This window comes from Marinobacter sp. L-13 (assembly GCF_056857715.1).
The window spans coordinates 1-15,135 of record NZ_JBSXNQ010000038.1 but is presented as its reverse complement, the minus strand read 5'-3'; the positions used below and the strand labels follow the sequence as shown (position 1 = coordinate 15,135).

Below are 15,135 nucleotides of genomic sequence, written 5' to 3'. Positions count from 1 at the left end.
TGATAATGATCGAGCGAAGCCATCTGGAAATTCTCCGGGCAGTGAATCAGCAGGGGTCTTTGACGGCGGCCGCCGAGTGCCTGCACTTGACGCAATCTGCCCTCAGCCATTCCATCCGTAAGCTGGAACACCAGTTTGGTACCGACATCTGGGTGCGGGAAGGGCGGCAGTTGCGACTGACCCAGTCGGGGGAATACCTGCTTTCGCTGGCCAACAGGCTGCTGCCGCAGATGGAGCACGCGGAGATGCTGATCGGCCAGTTTGCCAGGGGGCAGCGTGGCACGCTGCGTATCGGAATGGAGTGCCATCCCTGCTATCAATGGCTGTTGAAAGTAGTCGGGCCCTATCTGGAGGGCTGGCCCGGGGTGGATGTGGATGTAAAACAGAAATTCCAGTTTGGCGGCATTGGCGCCCTGTTCGGTCACGACATCGACATGCTGGTAACTCCGGACCCCCTGCAGCGCCCGGGCCTGGTTTTCGAGCCGGTGTTCGACTACGAGCAGGTGTTGGTGGTGGCCGCGGACCATGCTCTGGCGGACAAGGCCTGGGCTGAACCCGGGGATCTGGAGAAAGAAACCCTGATCACCTACCCGGTGGAAATCGAACGTCTGGATATCTACACGCGGTTCTTGCTTCCGGCCCACGCCAGTCCCGCGCGGCACAAAACCATCGAGACCACCGATATCATGTTGCAAATGGTTGCGGCAGGGCGCGGGGTGGCCGCGCTCCCACGCTGGCTGGTCGAGGATTACGGTACCCGGATTCCGGTTCGGCCGGTTCAGCTCGGGGAAACGGGGATTCCGAAACAGATCTTTTTGGGACTTCGTGAGCGGGATCGGGAGGTGGATTACCTGAATTCGTTCATGAAGCTGGCACGTGAGGTTCGCTGGAATTAACCTCTTCAGTTAAACTGCGCAAAAAATTCGTTCAGGAAACCAGACTATGAGTGAGATACCCGCAGACCTGAAATACATTGAGACCCATCAATGGGTTCGCGTGTCAGACGATGGCACGGCGACTGTCGGTATTACGGATTTTGCCCAGGAGCAACTGGGTGATGTGGTATACATCGGTGTTCCGGATGTGGGCGCAACGGTTAACGGTGGAGAGGAAGCCGGAGTCGCTGAGTCTGTGAAGTCGGCTTCGGATGTGTTCAGCCCGGTGACCGGTGAGGTTATCGAGGTGAATGAGAGCCTTGAGGACGAGCCGGAGAAGGTCAACGAAGATCCCTACGGTGACGGCTGGCTTTACAAGGTGCGGCTTGAGGATGCTGGTGAGCTGGATGGCCTGATGGATTCTACAGCTTATGCGGAGCATGTGGCGGCCGAGGAATAACACTTCCGCTTGGGAGGCTGGCCTGACGGGGCGGGCCTTCCAAAACACGCTGTGAATACGTCCCTGTACGCTTGGCTCCGCCATCCCTGGCTCCGCACAGTTTTGGAAGGCCCGCCCCGTCAGCCCGTCATACATCGGTATCAGTTTCAACTCATCTTGTATAATCCCTGTCTTTCCTTTCCAGGTGGTCTTTATGAATTTTCCGGTTCTGTATCTTCGAAAAGGCGCAGAGCGCCGTCTCCGTGCTGGCCATCTATGGGTTTACAGCAATGAGGTGGACACCCGCCGCAGTCCGCTGACGGAATTCGAGGCCGGTGTTCAGGCGGAGCTTCGGGCGTCGAACGACAAGCCTCTGGGTACAGTGTTCGTTAATCCCCATGCGCTGATTTGTGGCCGGCTGATCAGTCGGGATCCGGGCCACGGTATGACGCCCCAGCGGTTGACCCAGCGGATGGAGGCTGCGCTTGCGCTCAGAGAACGGCTTTTCGACAAGCCGTTTTACCGTTGGGTGTTTGGCGACAGTGACGGGCTTTCGGGGCTGGTGATTGACCGGTTTGATTCCACGGTGGTGGTGCAGATTTCCACGGCCGGTATGGAAGCGATGAAGGAGGCAGTTGTTCGGGCAGTCCAGCGGCTGGTGCACCCTGAGGCGATCATCCTCAAGAACGATGGCAAGATGCGCAAGGTGGAGGGGCTGGATACCTACGTGGAGCAGGCCCATGGCGCTGCGGTGAGTCTGCTGGAGGTGGAGGAGAACGGTGTCCGGTTCGAGGTGCCGTTGGAAGGCGGCCAGAAGACGGGCTGGTTTTACGATCATCGGATGAACCGTGCCCGTTTGCAGGCTTATGCGCCGGGTAAGCGGGTCCTGGATGTGTTCAGTTACGTTGGTGGCTGGGGTATCCAGGCAGCCTGTGCGGGGGCCACCCAGGTGACCTGTGTGGACAGTTCGGCCAGTGCCATTGATTCGGTCCACCACAACGCCAGACTCAACGGCCTGGACAATGTGGAAACCATTGAGGGCGATGCTTTCGAAGCCCTGAAGGCGCTGGCGGATGAGAAGGAGAAGTTTGATGTGGTGGTTCTCGATCCGCCGGCACTGATTCCCCGGCGCAGGGACCAGAAGGCGGGTGAAGAGGCCTATGCCCGGCTGAACCAGCTCGGTCTGCGGTTGCTGGAGCGCGATGGGATACTGGTTTCCGCGTCCTGTTCGATGCATCTCTCGCAGGAGAAGCTGGTGGACATCATTCGAGGCAGCGGCCGCAAGATCGACCGCTTTGTCCAGTTGCTCGAGCAGGGGCATCAGGCTCCGGATCACCCGGTGATTCCGGGCATCCCCGAGACCGATTACATCAAGTCCTGCTTTGTACGCTCACTAACAGGCTTCTTCTGAAGCATTTGAAGTCGGGGTCAGATGAAAGCTTTCATCTGACCCCATATTCACATTTCAGCCTCTCAGTGACATCACTTTCCAGCCGTTGTCCCGGGCAAATTGCTCCAGGGTCGGGTCCGGGTCGACGGCTACCGGGTTGTCCACTTTTTTCAGCAGCGGCAAGTCATTGTGGGAGTCGCTGTAGAACCAGGCCCCCTCGAGTGTCCTGTTATGGGCACTCAGCCAGTCATCCAGTCGCGCGACTTTGCCATCCTGAAAGCTCGGAGTGCCGGCCACTTCGCCTGTATAACGGCCGTTGACAAGCTCGGGCTCGGTGGCAATCAGATGTTCGATGCCGAGGGCCTCGGCAATGGGTTCAGTCACAAAACGGTTGGTGGCGGTGATGATCATCAGGGTGTGACCCTGCTCCCGGTGGCTGTCCAGCAGCGTATTCGCAGTGGCCTGCATCATGGGGCGTACTTTTTTCTCCATAAAGGCTTCCCGCCACGCCAGTAGCTCTTCCATGTTGTGACTGGCCAAAGGCTGAAGGGCAAACCCCAGGTAGTGCAGAATATCCAGCTCGCCGTTCAGGTATTCCTGATAGAAGCGGTCGTTGGCAAGGCGGTATTCCTCGGCATCGACAATGCCTTCCTCCACCAGAAATTCGCCCCAGGCGTGGTCGCTGTCTCCGGCTAAAAGGGTGTTGTCGAGATCAAAAATTGCGAGCGTCAAGCGGCTACCTCCGGTGATCACAGGGCTTGCAGTAAAACGCCAAGTCTATCATGACCTGTCCCCAACGGCTCCGTTTGCCGAACCCTTGGGATTCTGTAAGAATGAGAGCAACTTGGACAAATCCGACCGGTGAATTTTTGTACCGGTCAACCGACTTTTGAGAGGACTGTGCCGTGATCGATTCAGACGGTTTCAGACCCAACGTCGGAATCATTCTGGCCAATCACAGAGGAGAAGTTCTCTGGGCAAGGCGAATAGGGCAGGACTCCTGGCAGTTTCCCCAGGGTGGCATCAAACATGATGAATCCCCCGAGGATGCGCTGTACCGGGAGCTTGGAGAGGAAATCGGCCTCTGTGCAAACGATGTGGAAATCATCAGCTGCACGCGAGGATGGCTGAGGTATCGACTCCCGAGGAGGATGGTACGCCAAAACTCCCACCCCGTTTGTGTGGGCCAAAAACAGAAATGGTTCCTGCTGAGGATGTTATCGCCGGACGCGCAGGTTTGCGTGGACGGTACGGATTCACCGGAGTTCGACGGCTGGCAGTGGGTAAGCTACTGGTATCCGTTGGGGCAGGTGGTTTCATTCAAGCGAGAAGTGTATCGACGCGCGCTGAGAGAGCTTGCGCCGCGACTGTTCTACAACATGGAGCAGTGGCACAGGGCGGAGCAGAATCGGCGTTTACAGGAACACCAGAAATGACGGACTGACACCGCCATGCTGAGCATTCTGCGAAGTCTAGTACAAGAGGTAAACAGCGCCCGCGATCTGCAGGAGGCGCTGGATATCATTGTATCGCGGGTGCAGAAAGCCATGGGAACCGAGGTCTGTTCCGTCTACCTGCTTGACCCTGCCACCAACCGCTACATTTTGATGGCCACCGAAGGCCTTTACCGCAAGGCGGTTGGCCAGGTGAGCCTGGCCTATTCAGAGGGTCTTGTCGGCCTGGTGGGCTCTCGTGAGGAGCCTATCAACCTCGAGGATGCGCCCTCCCATCCACGCTATCGTTACTTCCCCGAGACTGGTGAGGAGCGCTTCCGCTCGTTCCTGGGTGTTCCGATCATTCACCATCGCCGGGTGTTGGGTGTGCTCGTTGTCCAGCAGAGGGAGAGTTCCCGGTGCTTTGATGAGGGCGAAGAGGCATTCCTGGTAACCGTTTCCGCTCAGCTGGCGGGGGTCATAGCCCATAGTGAAGCCACCGGCGCCATCAGTGGCCTGTCCCTGACCGGTGAGGAGGCACACGATGTCAGTTTTAACGGCGTGCCGGGTGCTCCAGGTGTTGCCATCGGCAATGGCGTTGTCGTTTATCCATCCGCTGACCTTGATGTGGTTCCGGAAAAGCCGACTGACGATATTGATCAGGAACTGGCCCTGTTCGGAGCGTCGGTTAAAGCGGTGAGGGAAGATATCGAGCGGGTTGCCAAGCGGTTGGCTTCGCAGCTGCGTCCTGAAGAGCAGGCCCTGTTCGATGTCTATCTGAGAATGCTGGGCGACGATGCCATGCCTGGTGAGGTGTCGAACAAGATCAGGGAAGGGATCTGGGCCCAGGGCGCTCTCAAGCAGGTGGTCCAGCAGTACATCCGTCATTTCGAGATGATGGACGATCATTACCTGCAGGAACGCGCTGTTGATATCCGGGACCTGGGCCGCCGTCTGCTGTCTCATCTGCAGGAAGGCGAGCAGAAACACCTGAACTACCCCGAGCGCACGGTCCTGGTCAGCGAAGAGCTGACACCGGCCATGCTTGGCGAGGTCCCCAAGGGGCAGCTGGTGGGTCTGGTGTCGGTCAAAGGCTCCAGTAACTCTCATGTCGCCATTCTGGCACGCGCCATGGGCGTGCCGACTGTTATGGGGCTGGTCGATATTCCCGTAAATCAGCTCGACGGCAAGGAGCTGATCGTAGACGGCTTTGAGGGCCAGATTTTTGCTTCGCCATCGGCAGACCTCCGCTCCTACTACCAGGCGATCTGCGACGAAGAAGACGAACTTATTCGCGGGCTTGAAGTTCTCAAGGACAAGCCCTGTGAAACCACCGATCACCATCGGGTCTCACTGCTGGTGAACACCGGGTTGATGACCGATGTGGTGCGCTCGCTCTCGCACGGTGCCGAGGGTATCGGTCTTTACCGGACCGAAGTGCCCTTCATGATCAAGGACCGCTTCCCCTCAGAGCAGGAGCAGCGAGAGTATTACCGGGAGCAGCTCGAAGCCTTCGCGCCGAGCCCCGTTACCATGCGTACGCTGGATATTGGCGGCGACAAGGCGCTGACCTATTTCCCGATCCAGGAGGAAAACCCGTTCCTGGGCTGGCGGGGTATCCGCGTTACCCTCGACCACCCGGAGATCTTCCTGGTTCAGGTTCGGGCCATGCTCAAGGCCAGCGAGGGGTTGAACAACCTCCAGATCATGCTGCCAATGATCTCCAACATCTCGGAGGTGGAGGAGTCCCTGCACCTGATTTACCGGGTGTACCACGAGGTTCGGGAAGAGGGTTACGACATTCACATGCCCAAGGTGGGCGTGATGGTCGAAATCCCCGCTGCCGTTTACCAGATCCGGGAACTGGCGGACAGGGTGGACTTCCTCTCTGTTGGTTCCAACGACCTGACCCAGTATCTGCTGGCGGTGGATCGTAACAATCCCCGGGTTGCCCAGCTCTATCACTCGTATCACCCGGCGGTGCTCCAGGCGCTGGTGCGAATCGCCCAGGACGCTCACTCGGTGGGCAAGCCTGTTGGCATCTGCGGTGAACTGGCGGGTGATCCCGGCGGTGCGCTGCTGTTGATGGCCATGGGTTACGATTCCCTGTCCATGAACGCCGCCAGCTTGCCCAAGGTCAAATCGGTGATTCGCAGTGTCAGCCGTGAGTGGGCCATTCAGCTATTGGAGGATGTGTTGTTACTGGACTCGCCTCACGTGATCAAGAGCTGTGTCGACCTGGCGTTGCGTAATGCCGGCTTCGGCCGTTACCTGCGCCCCGGCAAGTCGACGGCTATGGCGGTATCAGAGGCCGCCGTTTCCTGATCGCAGGTACGGGTTTGGGCAATATAGGGTGCGCACTCTAAATACGGTTGTTATCTTGAAACTGGAATTATCCGGCGGTCTGCCTGAAGGACCCGCATTCTTAATCCGGAAAAGGGAAGGCTATGAGCTCGCCAATTGACCATAAACCCGCTCCCCGCATCGGGCTTGCCCTTGGTGGCGGTGGTCCTCTGGGCGGCATTTATGAAATCGGAGCGCTCCGGGCGCTGGATGAGGCACTTGATGGTCTCGATTTCAACAACATCGATGTCTATGTTGGTGTTAATGGCGGCTCTTTTGTGGCGGCGAATCTCGCCAACCAGATGACCACGGCGCAACTTTGCCGAATTTTCGTGCGTAACGAGGCGGAAGTACACCCGTTCCATCCGGAAGTATTCTATCGCCCGGCTTTCCGGGAGATTGGCAGTCGATTGCTGGCAATTCCCGGGTTGGTTTCGACGGCAGTGAGTCGCTTCGTCAACAACCCCTACGATCAGAGTCTGCTGGAAGCCATGACCATTCTGGCCCAGGCAGCGCCGGCCGGGCTGTTTGATAACGAAGGCCTGCATGAGTATCTCAAACGGGCCTTCACCATGCTTGGGCGCACCAATGATTTCCGTCAGCTCAAGCGCAGCCTCTACATCGTGGCTGCCGATGTTGAGAGTACCGAAGCGGTCTGCTTTGGTGCTCCCGGTTTTGATCATGTGCCCATTTCCAAGGCTATTCAGGCCAGCACTGCCTCACCGGGGTTGTATGTGCCAGTGGAAATCGATGGGCGGTATTATGTGGACGGTACGCTGCGCAAGGGTTTGCACGCCTCCGTGGCTTTTGAAGACGGTGCCGACCTGGTTTTCGCCGTGAATCCCCAGGTGCCGATTGACGCCAGTGCGGCGGTCCGGGCCGGCTCCATGAAGCCGGGCGAGCTGACCCGCTCAGGTATGCCAAACGTTCTGTCACAGACCTTCAGGACCATGGTGTACTCAAGGATGCAGTCGGGCATTGCCCAGTATGCCCGGGATTATCCCGACAAGGATATTCTGCTGTTTGAACCCACCCGAGACGACGCCAAGCTGTTCTTCTCCAACGTATTCAGCTTCCAGTCCCGTAGAATGGTGTGTGAGCACGCCTATCAGATGACACGGCGGGATCTTCTGAGTCGCGCAGATCAGCTGGAGCCCAAGCTGGCGAAATATGGCATCAAGCTTCGCCGGGATCGCCTTGAAGACGAGCAGCGGACGATCAGTACCAGTCTATACGGCGAAATGCTGCCACTGTATGTGGCCAAGGGCAGGAAGAAAAAAGCCGAGAAGGGCCGGTTGGCGGGTGGCTTGACTAACGTTTCGCACCTCTTTTCAAAGGCGCAATAATGTTCAGTAGGCGAGGGGGCAGATGACTGTGTCATCTGCCCCCTCGCTCACGCCTACAGAATGTACCGGCTCAGATCCTCGTCTTCGGACAACTCTCCAAGCTTTTCATCCACGTATTCGGCGGTTACCTCGAAGCCATCGGTAACCTTGTCACCGGCATCGAAGGAAAGGGTTTCAAGCAACCGCTCAAGGACGGTATGCAGCCGACGGGCACCGATGTTTTCAGTGCTCTCGTTCACCTTCCAGGCAACCTCGGCGATACGTGCAATGGCATCCTCCCGGAAGGTCAGTTTCACACCTTCGGTCAGCATCAGCGCTTCGTACTGCTGCACCAGGGAGGCATCCGGTTCGGTCAGGATGCGTTTGAAGTCCTCGGGTGTCAGTGCCTGAAGCTCAACGCGGATCGGCAAGCGGCCTTGCAGCTCCGGAATCAGATCCGAGGGCTTGGACAGGTGGAACGCGCCGGAAGCGATGAACAGAATATGATCGGTGCGCACAGATCCGTATTTCGTGCTTACGGTGCTGCCCTCAATTAACGGGAGCAGATCGCGCTGGACGCCCTCGCGGGAAACATCCGACGAGGTATTCTCGGATCGCTTGGCGACCTTGTCGATCTCGTCCACGAACACGATGCCATTCTGCTCGACGGCCTGAATGGCTTTCTGCTTGATCTCTTCTTCGTTGACCAGCTTCGCAGCCTCTTCTTCCTTGGCCCGCTTGAGGGCGTCAGAAACCTTCATCTTCCGTGTTTTTCGCTTGTCGGAAGACAGGTTGGAGAACATGCTCTGCAGCTGATTGGTCATCTCCTCCATGCCCGGAGGCGCCATAATTTCGACTCCGGCGTTGGAATTACGCAGGTCGATCTCGATTTCCTTGTCATCCAGTTCGCCCTCCCGGAGTTTTTTCCGGAACAGCTGGCGAGTGGAGGAGTCGGAACTGCGTTGGCTGTCTTCACCGAAATCCCGGGGCGGCGGGATCAGTGCATCAAGGATGCGCTCTTCCGCCGCGTCCAATGCCCGTTCTTCGTGACGCTTCATTTCTGCTTCGCGCAGCATCTTGACGGCCATATCCGCCAGATCACGAATGATGGATTCCACGTCGCGGCCGACGTAGCCGACTTCGGTGAATTTGGTGGCCTCCACTTTCAGAAACGGGGCATCGGCCAATTTTGCGAGGCGCCGGGCAATCTCGGTTTTACCCACACCCGTGGGACCGATCATCAGGATGTTCTTGGGAGTGATCTCATCGCGCAGGCTGCTGTCCAGCTGCATCCGGCGCCAGCGATTTCTCAGGGCGATAGCCACCGCCCGCTTGGCTTCTTCCTGGCCCACGATGTGTTTGTTGAGCTCGTGGACAATCTCACGGGGAGTCATTGCAGACATGGTCGCTCCGGATCAGTCGTTTTTGGAGAGCACTTCAAGGGTGCGATTGTGGTTGGTGTAGATACAAATATCGGCGGCGATATCCAGACCTTTCTCGACTATCTCGTGGGCGGACAGGTCTGTGTTTTCCAGCAAGGCCCGGGCTGAAGCCTGGGCAAAGGGCCCGCCAGACCCGATGGCAATCAGGCCCTGTTCCGGCTCGATCACATCCCCGTTGCCGGTGATGATCAGCGAGGCGGTTTTGTCCGCTACAGCCAGCAAGGCCTCGAGCCGGCGCAGCGCACGGTCAGTTCGCCAGTCTTTCGCCAATTCCACCGCAGCCCTGGTGAGGTTGCCCTGGTGTTTTTCAAGCTGGGCTTCGAATCGCTCGAACAGGGTGAAGGCATCGGCGGTACCGCCCGCGAAGCCGGCGATCACCTGGCCGTTGTAGAGGCGGCGAACCTTCCGGGCATTGCCTTTCATTACGGTATTGCCGAGGGAAACCTGGCCGTCGCCACCCATGGCAACTTCGTCATCGCGCCTGACGGAAAGAATGGTAGTCATTTGGGCTCCAATTGCCTGATTGAAATTGGTATCCCGTTGTTATGGAGGCTTCTGGTGCGAATTCAAGGTGTTCGCACCCGGCCCGAAAGATCAGCCTTCCTTGGGGATCTTCCGGACCAGTGGCTGGATATTCAGGGAAACCAGTTTGTCGATGGCGGAGTTCATCTGGCTTCGGGAGGTGAAGGGGCCAACGTTGACGCGGTACCAGACCGAACCGTTGTCCAGGTCAATCCTCTGGGTACTTGCCCGCAAACCCTGGAAGGCAATCTGGGCCCGCTGTCGTTCGGCGTCCTCCTTGCTGCGGAAAGAGCCGGACTGAAGCAGATAATTGAAATCCGTTTGTGTCGGTCCGGGTGTGTATTCTTCGACTTTCGGCGGTACCACCTCGGATTCCGGCAGCATCTCGTAGAAGCGGAACCCGGGTTTTTCCTCTTCCTTCGCGGTCTCTGCGGGCGTCTTCGCAGGTTTCTGGGCCGGCTTCTCACTGACCGCTTGCGGTTGCGAACCCGGGTTTGCAGGCAGGGAGTTCAGATAAAAGATAAACCCGATGAAGCCGCCCACGGCAGCCAGGGACAGAATCCACTTGAGTGACAAGCTGCCGTGCTGGGCACGGGCACTGGCCTTGGGTTTTGGACGGGCCGCTTTTGGCTTTGTCTGCCTCGCCGGTTTCGTGCGCGACGTGGCCGACGCTTTGGCGGGCCTGTCCTTGCGGGCGTAATCTCGGGACATTCGTGTTACATCTCTTCCGGTGCGCTGACGCCCAACAGGTCTAAGCCGTTGGCAATAACCTGCCGGATGGCAAGGTAGAGGCTGACCCTGGCATCACGAATCGCCGTATCTTCGATCAATACCTTGTGGGCGTTGTAATACGTATGGAACTGGCCCGCCAGGTCCCGCAGGTAGTGCGTGAGATGGTGCGGCTCACGTTGCGCGGCGGAATTGGCAATGAGCTCCGGATACTTGGCCAGCTGGTTGGCCAGGTCCTTTTCCTCGTCAAGCGTCAGCAGAGAGAGGTCGCCAATACATTCGTTGCGACTGCGCTCGACACCTTCCTCGGCCAGTTTTCGAAGCACGCTGCAGATGCGCGCGTGGGCATACTGAACGTAATAGACCGGGTTTTCATTGGTCTGGGAGCGAGCCAGATCGATATCGAAGGTCAATTGTGAATCGACGCGGCGCGCGGCCAGGAAGAATCGGGTGGCATCGCGGCCCACTTCATCAATCAGGTCCCGGACTGTGACATAGCTGCCCGCGCGTTTGGAGATTTTTACCTCTTGGCCGGAGCGGGTCACCATTACCATCTGGTGCAGCACGTAATCAGGCCAGCCTTGAGGAATGCCAGCATTCAGTGCCTGCAAGCCGGCGCGGACGCGGGTAACGGTTGAGTGATGGTCGGCTCCCTGTTCGTTAATCACGGTGGTGAAGCCCCGTTGCCACTTGTCCAGATGATAGGCGACATCCGGCAGGAAGTAGGTGTAACCACCATCCTTCTTGCGCATGACCCGGTCCTTGTCATCGCCGAACTCGGTGGTCTTCAGCCACATGGCGCCATCCTGCTCGTAGGTGTAGCCATTTTCCTGCAGGCGTTTGACCGTGGCTTCGACCTTGCCGTCTTCGTACAGGGAGGATTCCAGGAAATAGACATCGAACTGAACCCCGAAGGCTTTCAGGTCCAGATCCTGCTCCCGCCGCAGGTAGGCGACGGCGAATTCGCGGATGGCATCGCGGTCCTCCGGATCCGCCTTGGCGGTCACTTCCCGATCGTCTGCAGTAACGGTGTCGCCGGCAAGGTAGGCCTTGGCAACATCAACAATGTAATCGCCCCGGTAGCCGTCCGCCGGCCAGCTTTCGTCGTCCGGCGTCAGACCTTTCACCCGCGACTGGACTGAGAGCGCCAGGTTATCAATCTGCGCCCCGGCGTCGTTGTAGTAGAACTCCCGGGTTACATCGTAACCGTTTGCTTCCAACAGCCGGCAAAGGCAGTCGCCGATCGCAGCGCCACGGCCGTGGCCAACGTGGAGGGGGCCTGTGGGGTTGGCCGAGACAAACTCCACCTGAACTTTTTCGCCCTGGCCCTGATTGTTGCGGCCGAAACGATCGCCTTCATCCAGTATGGTATTGACCACTTCGAAGGCACTCGCAGTGCTCATAAAGAAGTTGATAAAACCGGGCCCGGCAATCTCCACCTTCTCCACCGCACTGCTCTCAGGCAGGTTCTCGATCAGAGCCTCCGCCAGTTTGCGGGGCGCGCAGCCAGCCGCTTTCGAGGCAACCAGGGCAATGTTGCAGGCATAATCGCCGTGGGACTTGTCCTTGGTATTGCCCACCTGTGGAGTGAAGGACTGGTCCGCAGGCAGCGTGCCATCGGCTTGGAGTGCTGCCAGTGCAGACTGGAGCAGATCGGAAACGGTCTCTTTCATGCTGTCAGATGACTCGGTTTACAGGAGAATTGGATTCGGGGCAGGAGGCCCGTTGAAAACAGAAGGCGGCTATTATCGCGGAAAGTTTGGCTGCAAGCAAAAGGCTCGGGATTCCGCAGTCTCGGCTCAAATTATCCTGTTTCCTGCGGATCAACATCAATCATCCATTTGACCCCGGCAGGCAGCTTTCTCTGGTCCAGTTCCTGACAGATTCCGGTAAGCAGGCTGTTCAGCTTTTTCCGGTTGCGGGCGTTGAGGATCAGTTGCGCGCGGTGCTTGTCGGCGCGCCGGGCAATCATGGCTGGCAACGGTCCCCAGGTTTCGATGCCTGTGGTATTCGCGAGGGGCTTAATTGTATCCAGCACTTGCAAGCTTTTCTCCATGGTGTCGCCTTCTGCCCTGAAGATAGCCATGGCGCGGAATGGCGGGAATTGGCCTTCTTCCCGCTCTTTCAGGAGTTGGTCGGCGATGTCGAGGTAGTGGCCTTCGCACAGTGTCTTTAACAGCGGGTGGTCGCTGTGGCAGGTTTGCACAAGCACTTTGCCGGGCTTTGTGCCCCGTCCGGCGCGGCCACTGACCTGCAGAAGGGTCTGTATGAGTTGCTCGGGGGCGCGAAAGTCCACGCTGAACAGCCCACCATCCGCGTTTACCACCACCACGAGTGTGACATTCGGGAAGTCGTGTCCTTTCGCCAGCATCTGGGTGCCCACAAGCACGCACGGTTTGCCGGTGTTTACCTGGTTCAGGATGCCCTGGATGCTGCCTTTGCGCTGCGTGCTGTCGCGATCCACTCGCACCACCGGTGTATCCGGGAAAGCCGTGGCAAGAATGTCCTCCGTTCTCTCGGTGCCCTGCCCAACCGGTTTGAAGGCCTCACTCTTGCACTTTGGGCACTGCTCGGTCGCCGCCGTCTGGTAGTCGCAGTGGTGGCATCTCATCGCCCGGTCCCGGCGGTGGTAGGTCAGGCGAGTGTCGCAGCGCGGGCATTCAACCATGTGGCCGCAGTCAAAGCACATCATGACCGGGGCAAACCCTCGCCGATTGACGAAAACCAGCGCCTGCTCACCTTTTGCCAGAATCTGTTCGATGGCATTCAAGGCAGGGCGGGAGAGGCCGCCCTCCAATGGGCGACTCCGGATATCCAGCAAGCTGATGACCGGGGGCGCAGCATTGCCGGCGCGCTCTTCAAGCTTTACCAGATGGTATTTGGCCTGCTCTGCATTATGAACGGATTCCAGCGACGGAGTGGCGGATCCCAGAATGACGGGGCATTTGTTCAGGTGTGCGCGGTAGACGGCCAGGTCCCGGCCGGAGTACCGAAAACCTTCACCCTGCTTGTAAGAGCTGTCGTGCTCTTCATCGACAATGATGGTTCGCAGGTTGGTGAACGGTAGCAAAGCAGCCGATCGCGTACCTACAAGGATAACGGGCTCGCCGTTCCGCACTTTCAGCCATGTCGTCAGACGTTCACTGTCGTTCAGCGCTGAGTGCCATACGACAATCCGTGCGCCAAAATAGCGCTGGAATCGGGCGACCGTTTGGGGCGTCAGATTGATCTCCGGAACCAGTACCAGGGCCTGATCCTGATTTCCCAGGTGTTCTTTCAGGTAATGAAGGTAGATCTCGGTTTTTCCGCTACCGGTGATGCCGTACAGAAGGAAGGCGGAAAACCCTTCGTCCGGGGTAGCCAGCTGCTCGGCGGCAGATGTCTGCGCCTCGGATAATCTGGGTCGGCGGGCCAGCAGCTCGGGGGCTTCATTGAAATCCGCCGGTCGGGCTGGCGAGACAACCTCGATCAGTTGCTTCTCCTGCAGTGCCTTGAGTTGCGCCCGGTTGAATCCCGCCCTCAGAATATCGGTTGTCGGGGCGCCGTTGGATCGCTGGTTCAGCCAATCCCAAAGGGCTTTTTGTTTATGCGCATTCGCGGGAATCGTCGAGCCGCTGTCGATTGCCAGCCACCACTGATCCTTTTTTTCCTCTGCAATGCGCCCTCGTCTGAGTGCTGGGGGCAGGGCAGTGAACAGGCATTCGCCGAGCGGATGCTGGTAATAGTCGCTTGCCCAACTGAGAAGCTTGAAGGTTTCCACGGGCAATGCAGGCCAGTTTTCCATTGCCCCTGCCACAGCCTTGAGAGTGATGCCGGGAGGAGGCTCAACGCCCACCTGAACAACAAGACCCGTTGCCTGCTGCCGGCCAAAGGGTATTCGCACCCTCTGACCAGGCGTCAGTTCAAGGCCTTCCGGGATAATGTAATCGAAGAGTCGACGCAGGGGACGATTCAAGGCAATGCGTGCGATCAACGGCACTGAGTGCTCCACGGGATGACGGGTGTCACGGTTTTTCCTTATCCTGTCTAGTCGGCGGCCTGCCGCGAAATCCAAGGTGGGCGAGTCCGGAAGTCAGTGTGGTGCTTGCCTGCAGAACTAATTGCAAGTAAGATTCGCGGTCTGTTTCCGGCAGGGCATGATTGTGCCCCGTCTTCTCAATTGATTCAAACGTGCGGTGCCTGGCGCCTGGGCAGATTCGATGCCCCGTGATCAGGTAGCGGCATGACCTAACGAGGTTCGCCATGAAAGAAGGTATCCACCCGAAGTACGAAGAGATTACTGCGACCTGCTCTTGCGGTAATACATTCAAGACTCGTTCTACCTACACCCATGATCTGCAGCTGGATGTGTGTTCCCAGTGCCACCCATTCTACACCGGCAAGCAGAAAGTTATGGATACCGGTGGTCGTATCGACCGTTTCCAGAAGCGTTTCGGTGGTCGCATCGGCGCCAAGAAAGACTGATTGAGCTGGATTCGGGAAAAGCGCCTTCGGGCGCTTTTTTTGGTGCGCCCGGCACGGGCGCACTCCTGGAGGTGCAAGTCCTCCCGTGAGCTGGCCACAGCGAACGAAGTGAAGCGCAACTGCGGAAGGGTGACCGACCGTGGGGAGGAAGCGTGGAGCGTAAACCGTGAGCC

13 protein-coding genes are annotated in these 15,135 nt (G+C 58.2%); 7 read left to right on the top strand and 6 right to left on the bottom strand.

Features of this window, described 5'->3' with window-relative positions:
* Positions 1–5 precede the first annotated feature (5 nt).
* The 3 genes from AC13DD_RS03740 to AC13DD_RS03730 all read left to right on the top strand — a co-directional run bounded on the left by AC13DD_RS03740 (position 6) and on the right by AC13DD_RS03730 (position 2,725).
* Positions 6–896: a LysR family transcriptional regulator gene (locus tag AC13DD_RS03740; protein ID WP_104271659.1), complete on the top strand. Its 891-nt coding sequence runs from the start codon at positions 6–8 to the stop codon at positions 894–896.
* A gap of 46 nt (positions 897–942) precedes the next feature.
* Positions 943–1,335 carry a glycine cleavage system protein GcvH gene (gene gcvH / locus AC13DD_RS03735; protein WP_008170823.1) on the top strand — a complete coding sequence of 131 codons (393 nt, stop codon included), beginning with the start codon at positions 943–945 and terminating at the stop codon, positions 1,333–1,335.
* 193 nt (positions 1,336–1,528) lie between these two features.
* The gene (locus AC13DD_RS03730; protein WP_108019256.1) at positions 1,529–2,725 is read left to right on the top strand and encodes a class I SAM-dependent rRNA methyltransferase; all 1,197 of its coding nucleotides are present in this window, start codon (positions 1,529–1,531) and stop codon (positions 2,723–2,725) included.
* A 54-nt stretch (positions 2,726–2,779) separates the two neighbouring features.
* Here AC13DD_RS03730 and AC13DD_RS03725 read toward each other — a convergent pair whose 3' ends face one another.
* A complete protein-coding gene (locus AC13DD_RS03725) occupies positions 2,780–3,436 on the bottom strand; it encodes a histidinol-phosphatase (RefSeq protein ID WP_053114358.1) in 657 nt (218 codons plus the stop codon).
* Positions 3,437–3,609: 173 nt separating this feature from the next.
* On the opposite strand from AC13DD_RS03725, the gene AC13DD_RS03720 reads away from it, so the two are divergent.
* The 3 genes from AC13DD_RS03720 to AC13DD_RS03710 all read left to right on the top strand — a co-directional run bounded on the left by AC13DD_RS03720 (position 3,610) and on the right by AC13DD_RS03710 (position 7,826).
* Complete coding sequence (locus tag AC13DD_RS03720) at positions 3,610–4,140, top strand: RNA pyrophosphohydrolase (RefSeq protein WP_041644941.1); 531 nt, start codon at positions 3,610–3,612, stop codon at positions 4,138–4,140.
* A gap of 15 nt (positions 4,141–4,155) precedes the next feature.
* Positions 4,156–6,462: a phosphoenolpyruvate--protein phosphotransferase gene (ptsP, locus tag AC13DD_RS03715; RefSeq protein WP_014576019.1), complete on the top strand. Its 2,307-nt coding sequence runs from the start codon at positions 4,156–4,158 to the stop codon at positions 6,460–6,462.
* A 122-nt stretch (positions 6,463–6,584) separates the two neighbouring features.
* Positions 6,585–7,826 carry a patatin-like phospholipase family protein gene (locus tag AC13DD_RS03710; RefSeq protein WP_008170814.1) on the top strand — a complete coding sequence of 414 codons (1,242 nt, stop codon included), beginning with the start codon at positions 6,585–6,587 and terminating at the stop codon, positions 7,824–7,826.
* 53 nt (positions 7,827–7,879) lie between these two features.
* On the opposite strand, the gene hslU is transcribed toward AC13DD_RS03710, so the two are convergent.
* The 5 genes from hslU to AC13DD_RS03685 all read right to left on the bottom strand — a co-directional run bounded on the left by hslU (position 7,880) and on the right by AC13DD_RS03685 (position 14,477).
* Positions 7,880–9,208 carry an ATP-dependent protease ATPase subunit HslU gene (gene hslU / locus AC13DD_RS03705; protein WP_092032952.1) on the bottom strand — a complete coding sequence of 443 codons (1,329 nt, stop codon included), beginning with the start codon at positions 9,206–9,208 and terminating at the stop codon, positions 7,880–7,882.
* A 12-nt stretch (positions 9,209–9,220) separates the two neighbouring features.
* Complete coding sequence (gene hslV / locus AC13DD_RS03700; RefSeq protein WP_008170810.1) at positions 9,221–9,751, bottom strand: ATP-dependent protease subunit HslV; 531 nt, start codon at positions 9,749–9,751, stop codon at positions 9,221–9,223.
* A 90-nt stretch (positions 9,752–9,841) separates the two neighbouring features.
* The gene (locus tag AC13DD_RS03695; protein ID WP_482930867.1) at positions 9,842–10,480 is read right to left on the bottom strand and encodes an SPOR domain-containing protein; all 639 of its coding nucleotides are present in this window, start codon (positions 10,478–10,480) and stop codon (positions 9,842–9,844) included.
* 5 nt (positions 10,481–10,485) lie between these two features.
* A complete protein-coding gene (argS, locus tag AC13DD_RS03690) occupies positions 10,486–12,171 on the bottom strand; it encodes an arginine--tRNA ligase (RefSeq protein ID WP_273096140.1) in 1,686 nt (561 codons plus the stop codon).
* Positions 12,172–12,302: 131 nt separating this feature from the next.
* The gene (locus tag AC13DD_RS03685; RefSeq protein WP_085986433.1) at positions 12,303–14,477 is read right to left on the bottom strand and encodes a primosomal protein N'; all 2,175 of its coding nucleotides are present in this window, start codon (positions 14,475–14,477) and stop codon (positions 12,303–12,305) included.
* 263 nt (positions 14,478–14,740) lie between these two features.
* Here AC13DD_RS03685 and rpmE point away from each other — a divergent pair, with 263 nt between their 5' ends.
* Positions 14,741–14,962 (top strand): 50S ribosomal protein L31, encoded by a 222-nt coding sequence (rpmE, locus tag AC13DD_RS03680; protein WP_008170804.1) that lies wholly within the window; start codon positions 14,741–14,743, stop codon positions 14,960–14,962.
* Positions 14,963–15,135 lie beyond the last annotated feature (173 nt).

What these genes read in the sequence shown, in the direction of transcription:
- AC13DD_RS03740 (WP_104271659.1), top strand. Translation starts at nt 6, where the DNA reads ATGATCGAGCGAAGCCATCTGGAAATTCTCCGGGCAGTGAATCAGCAG.
- gcvH (WP_008170823.1), top strand. Translation starts at nt 943, where the DNA reads ATGAGTGAGATACCCGCAGACCTGAAATACATTGAGACCCATCAATGG.
- AC13DD_RS03730 (WP_108019256.1), top strand. Translation starts at nt 1,529, where the DNA reads ATGAATTTTCCGGTTCTGTATCTTCGAAAAGGCGCAGAGCGCCGTCTC.
- ptsP (WP_014576019.1), top strand. Translation starts at nt 4,156, where the DNA reads ATGCTGAGCATTCTGCGAAGTCTAGTACAAGAGGTAAACAGCGCCCGC.
- AC13DD_RS03710 (WP_008170814.1), top strand. Translation starts at nt 6,585, where the DNA reads ATGAGCTCGCCAATTGACCATAAACCCGCTCCCCGCATCGGGCTTGCC.
- hslU (WP_092032952.1), bottom strand. Translation starts at nt 9,208, where the DNA reads ATGTCTGCAATGACTCCCCGTGAGATTGTCCACGAGCTCAACAAACAC.
- hslV (WP_008170810.1), bottom strand. Translation starts at nt 9,751, where the DNA reads ATGACTACCATTCTTTCCGTCAGGCGCGATGACGAAGTTGCCATGGGT.
- AC13DD_RS03695 (WP_482930867.1), bottom strand. Translation starts at nt 10,480, where the DNA reads ATGTCCCGAGATTACGCCCGCAAGGACAGGCCCGCCAAAGCGTCGGCC.
- argS (WP_273096140.1), bottom strand. Translation starts at nt 12,171, where the DNA reads ATGAAAGAGACCGTTTCCGATCTGCTCCAGTCTGCACTGGCAGCACTC.
- rpmE (WP_008170804.1), top strand. Translation starts at nt 14,741, where the DNA reads ATGAAAGAAGGTATCCACCCGAAGTACGAAGAGATTACTGCGACCTGC.